The following is a 5,145-nucleotide window of genomic DNA, read 5'->3' as shown; positions in this document are numbered from 1 at the left end:
GGCAGCCGAGTCGACCTGGAACTGCACGGAACCGATTTCGAGCAGTGCCTTCTTGGCGAGATCGAGGTTGGCGGCCTTGGCGTTGACGCCCCATGGCGCGGCGAGGTTGGCGAGCACGTACTCACCGCTCTCCTGACCCGGATCGGCCCAGGTGCCCACGACCTTGGTTACATCGGGGATCGGGTTCTTGCTCTCGCGACCCCAGTCGAAAATGTAGCACCACGAGCCGCAAGTGGTGGCTGCGAGTTCGCCATGCGGAAACATCTCGTACTTGGGGATCACCCACGGCTCGGGCCCGAGCAGCGGCTGCACCGGCATCAGGTCGTTGTCGATCAGGTCCTAGTAGAACTGGAAGAAATCCCGGACGCCCTCGCCGGTGAGGTCGAACTTGCCGTCGGCAGTGACGATCTGCGGGGTCTTGGAGCCGATGATGAGGTGCTGGAAGCCCTCGTCGAAGGCGCCGCCCCCCCAGCTGGTGCCGGCCGGGAACAGCAGGCCATAGGCGCCGGTCTTTGCCTTGATTTCCTTGGCGCGGTCCAGCAACTCGGCCCAGGTCTTGGGCTGATCTGTCGAAATGCCGGCCTTCTCGAGCACGTCGCGCCGGAAGTAGATCTGCTGGATGCCCACCATCGAGGGCATCACGTAGGTCTCGCCATCGGGGCTCTTGGCCAGGTCCTTGGCGACGCTGACGAAGTCCTTGTAGCCGTCCCAGGCCTCGAGCTCCTTGCCCACCGGGGCGAGGTAGCCGGCGGCGACCATGTCGGCGACGCCGGCGGCGCTCGGGATCGAGAACAGGTCGGGGCCATTGCCGGCGGCCAGCTCGGTCAGGAGCTTGGTCATGTAGTCCTTGTCGGGCGCCGGGTATTCGACGATCTCGACGGTGACGCCGAGATTCTTCTCGATGGCGGCAGCGGTGGACTGGAACGCCTCGATACCGGCCGCGCCGTGCAGCGCAATACGCAGTGTTTCCGCCTCTGCGGCCGTGCTCGCAAGCAGCCCCAGCGCGAAGGCGGCAAGGCCGCCCACGATCATTCGATTCACGATGACTCCTCCCATGTCGTGGCAGCGCCTCCAGCACCGCCTCCCGAAAAATGTATACGCTACCGCAAAATGCGCAAGACTGGTTTTTGCGGTACGTGCATCACGACATAACCGTCTGATTTTATACACTAATCCTGTCGTACTTGCAGAATGCGCCGATGCAATCGTATACATTCATTCGCGAATTCGCCTCGAATGGGAGAGAGATACATGGATGGCAAATTGCGGCTCGGGGTCATCGGGGCCGGGCTGAAGGCGGCGGACTACGCCAGGGGCTGGGCCGCGATGCCGGACGTCGAGATCGTCGCGGCAGCGGACGTCAGCGCCGCCTCGCGCCAGCGCTTCGCCGATACCTGCGAGAAGGCGGGCGGCAAGCGTCCTCTTGAGTACGATGACTACGCGGCAATGCTCGTCGATCAGCAGGGCAGGATGGACGCCGTCTACGTCTCCACGCCGCACGTGCTCCACGCCGCCAACGCACTGGCCGTGGTCGAGGCGGGCTACGATCTCCTGCTCGAAAAGCCGATGGTCACCACCGTTCCAGAGGCGCTGGCGCTGGAGGCAGCGGAGCGCCGCACCGGCCGCACCGTCGTCATCGCCTTCCAGGGCGGCCTGTCGCCGCTGATTCACGACACCCGCCGCCGCGCCCGCAACGGCGATTTCGGCCAGCTCGTCAGCGTCAATGCCTCGATCTGGGAGGGTTGGCGCAAGAGCTATGACGGGCAGTGGAAGCAGAATCCCGAGATTTCCGGCGGCGGGTTCATGTTCGATACCGGCGCGCACATGATGAACACGGTGTGCGTCCTCGCCGATTCCGAGTTCGAGCGGCTCGCCGCCTTCACCAACAATCGCGGCATCCGGGTCGATCTCGCCTGCGCGGTCGCCGCGCGCTTGAGCAACGGCGCGCTCGTCACCTTCAATGCTGCGGGCGAGGGCCCTCCGGGCTGCGCCTCGGCCATCACGTTCTTCTACACCAACGCCATCGTCCGGATCGATGCCTGGGGCGCCTGGCGCGAGGTCGCCATCGGCGGGGTCGCCGAGCTGCGCGAGACGCTCGAAATCGTCGACACACCCATGCTCACCTTCCAGGCCGTGCGGCAGAAGAGGCTCGAGAACCCGTCCACCGTCGCCAATGGCGTGCGTTTTGCCCGGCTTTGGGACGCCATCAAGGCCTCGGCCTCTGGCGATGGAGCGACAGTCACCATAAACCACGCCTGAGAGGCACAACGAAAAAGAGCAGGACCGATGCGCAAGAGGGGAATGACTTCGGTCGAGCTGGCGGAGCTGGCCGGCGTTTCGTCGGCCACAATTTCACGCGCTTTCAGTCCCGGCACGCGCATCAAGCTCGAAACGCGCGAACGCATCCTCAAGCTCGCCGAGCAGCACGGCTTCCGCCCCAACGCGATGGCGCGAACGCTCAACAGCAATCGCTCCGGGCTGGTGGCGCTGGTGGTCAACACCGTTGCCAATCCGGCCGAGGGCGAGGGGCTGGAGCCGCTGATCCACCGGCTGCAGGAGCGCGAGCTTCTGCCGCTGCTGCTCTGCTGCGCCGACCACAAGGATCGCGGCCAGCTCATGCGCATCGCCTCGACCTACCAGGTCGACCACGTGGTGCTCTATTCCGACCAGGTGTCGATCGAGGACGCGACCCACATTTTCCGCTCGGCCGAGCTGGTTGTCGCCTCCTCCGAGCCGCTCGAGGGCCGCGACGTCTTCGACGTGCGGCTCGATTCCTCGGCCGCCTCGGCCGAGATCGTCGACCGGCTGGTGGTGCAGGGGCGGCGGCGCTTCGCCTACCTTTCCGGCCGCGCGGCAAGCCATGTCGACAAGCAGCGCATGGCCTGGTTCTCCCGGGCGCTTGCGGCCCATGGCCTCAGCTTCGATGCCGTGGTGCACGGCGACTATTCCTACGAGTCCGGCTACAAGGAGGGCGTGCTGCTGCTGCGCCGCTCCGGCGCCGACACGGTGATCTGCGGCAACGACCTGATGGCGGTCGGCGTGCAGGACGCGGCCACGCTGCTCGGCCTCAAGGTGCCGGACGATCTGGCCATAGTCGGACACGACGGGGTGGCGCTGGCGCACTGGGATTGCCATTCGCTCACCACCATCATGCCACCCCTGGGCGCGGTGAGCGCAGCGCTCGACGAGATCATCGCCATGAACCCCGGCTCCGAGCCGGTGCAGCGGCTGGTCAATTGCGAGATCCGCTGGGGCCGCAGCACCGGCGGCCGGCCCTGATCGTCAGCGCCAGTCCCATGAGCTGGTTCAGTTGGGGCCGTCGTCCATATATTTCGGGGTGTCACCACCCAGAAACGTGGCGATAGCGAAGGAATAATACATACTTGGGCGGAGGTTGGTGGGCCCACCAGGACTCGAACCTGGAACCAGACCGTTATGAGCGGTCGGCTCTAACCATTGAGCTATGGGCCCTTGGGCGCCTCAAATAGCAGGCGGGGAGCCGAGGTCAATCCGGCGTTTTCGGGCTTGTGGGTTCATGCGTCGAGATTCTGCCCGGCCTTGGGGCGCGTCGTCATTCGAGCGCCGCCTCTTTCGGTCGCTGCACGCCGGACGACACCGCCGTCGGCGTAAAATAGCCGTCACTTAGCGTGCCCAGGAAGGAGACGATATCGTCTTCCTGCTGATCGGTCAGGCCAAGGTTGCAGCACTTGGTGTTGAGATTTCGTGGGATTTCCGGAACTGGCCAGCAAGTGGCCTTCTCTCCTGGAGAGCCCACCGCGCAATGCGGCAGCACGTCACGCGTGTTGTAAAAGTGGACGATTTCCTTGAGACTCTTGAAGTAGCCGTTTTGTCCGTAAGCCTTCACGAACCCCGGATTGGGCCGCTTGTCTACGTTGCGAACCGTTACCGTCCTGAACCGACCGTCGTAACTGGGGGCCAGTGCGCGCCATGCTGCATTGCCGTTTTCCGGACTCCTCAGGTATCCGCCGACCCCTAGATCAACAAACCCCTGGCCTTCGGGATTGACGACGTAGCCGTATTGATCCGGGGTCGTTTGCGAATAGTAGGCAAGCGAGGGGTTCTTCGGTATGCCGAGGTTTGACGTCGTGTTGTCCGTAAAGAGGGGGCGCGGGTCGCCCGGGGCATCCACGTGGCAGTCATTGCAGCGTGCTGCACCGTTGAAGAGCGTGTAGCCGCGCATCTCCGCCGGGCTCAACGTCGCCTTCCCGTCAAGAAAGGCATCGAACTTCGAACTGAACGGGCTCACTTCTGGCGAGGCCTCAAATGCCGCAATCGCGCGCGCCATCAAGTCGAACGTGTCCTGCACCCGCACGCGATCGGCGGTTGAGAGCGGAACGATCCAGGGGGTTACGTTCGGACCGGGAACCTCAGAACCGATGCGCGTCAGCGGGTTGTTGTTGGGGCTGGAACAGAGAGCGTCGACATTGGCAGGCCACTGGATGTCGAAAGAGCGTGGTCCAAGAACGTTCTCGAAAGCCGTGCGATATGGTTGTTGCGAGATGCGCCGAACGACGCAGGCAGGCTCCAGGTTTGCCATTTCAGTTGGATTGACCGGCGAGCCTTGCGCCTGCGAGGCGGCCGGGTTGCCCAATCGCAAGCCGGTGGCGCGCAAATCCCAGAAGTTGCCGCCGATGAAGCAGTTGGCGCATTTGGCTTGGCCGGTCTTGGTCGGATACTGAATCGGCGGCGAGAATGCTGCGTACGCCGCGCTTGGCGGCTTTCGAAGACTGTATCGCGTCCGCACGGAGCCTGGTTGGTCTACGATCGTGCGGTTGATCAGGTCGCTGCCCCCTTGGTACCCCGTTTCTGGGGTGTGGCAGAACGCGCAAGCAGTGTTGCCGTTCACAGAAAGATTCTTGTCGAAAAACAATACCTTCCCGACCGCGACCACTGCTTCAGGGCTACCAGGGTAGACTTGGCTGGTTTGGGTGAGTGCCTCGCGGTAGTGCTCATCGACGCTCTCTTCGACCTGCGCGATCTCGGATTGTAGTGTTGGAGCCGGGCTAGTTTGCGCCCCGCTATCGCGAGCGACGAACGCCGTCGCTCCGAGGATAGCAATCGCCAACACCCAGATGGTGTATCCGCGGCTCCACATGCAATGAATTTATCATGCACCCTTCCGAG

Annotated in this window: 3 protein-coding genes, 1 tRNA gene and 1 pseudogene; 2 read left to right on the top strand and 3 right to left on the bottom strand. The window is 63.7% G+C overall.

The genetic code is table 11. From position 1 onward, the window contains the following. Positions 1-1,041: pseudogene (locus JWQ89_RS03375) on the bottom strand (extracellular solute-binding protein); the annotation flags it as partial. A gap of 210 nt (positions 1,042-1,251) precedes the next feature. Here JWQ89_RS03375 and JWQ89_RS03370 point away from each other — a divergent pair. Together JWQ89_RS03370 and JWQ89_RS03365 are read left to right on the top strand one after the other, a co-directional pair. Continuing rightward, a complete protein-coding gene (locus JWQ89_RS03370; RefSeq protein WP_299638402.1) occupies positions 1,252-2,259 on the top strand; it encodes a Gfo/Idh/MocA family oxidoreductase in 1,008 nt (335 codons plus the stop codon). 27 nt (positions 2,260-2,286) lie between these two features. Then, positions 2,287-3,279, top strand: coding sequence for a LacI family DNA-binding transcriptional regulator (locus JWQ89_RS03365; RefSeq protein WP_299638400.1), 993 nt, complete (start codon positions 2,287-2,289; stop codon positions 3,277-3,279). Positions 3,280-3,395: 116 nt separating this feature from the next. On the opposite strand, the gene JWQ89_RS03360 is transcribed toward JWQ89_RS03365, so the two are convergent. Continuing rightward, a tRNA-Ile gene (locus JWQ89_RS03360) sits at positions 3,396-3,471 on the bottom strand. 100 nt (positions 3,472-3,571) lie between these two features. After that, positions 3,572-5,086 carry a cytochrome c peroxidase gene (locus tag JWQ89_RS03355; RefSeq protein WP_299638398.1) on the bottom strand — a complete coding sequence of 505 codons (1,515 nt, stop codon included), beginning with the start codon at positions 5,084-5,086 and terminating at the stop codon, positions 3,572-3,574. Between the last annotated feature and the right edge of the window lie 59 nt (positions 5,087-5,145).

Origin of the sequence: Devosia sp., assembly GCF_028290645.1 — a bacterium.
Classification (GTDB): domain Bacteria; phylum Pseudomonadota; class Alphaproteobacteria; order Rhizobiales; family Devosiaceae; genus Devosia_A.
The sequence above is the reverse complement of the archived record's forward strand: the minus strand, read 5'-3'. Positions and strand labels throughout refer to the sequence as shown.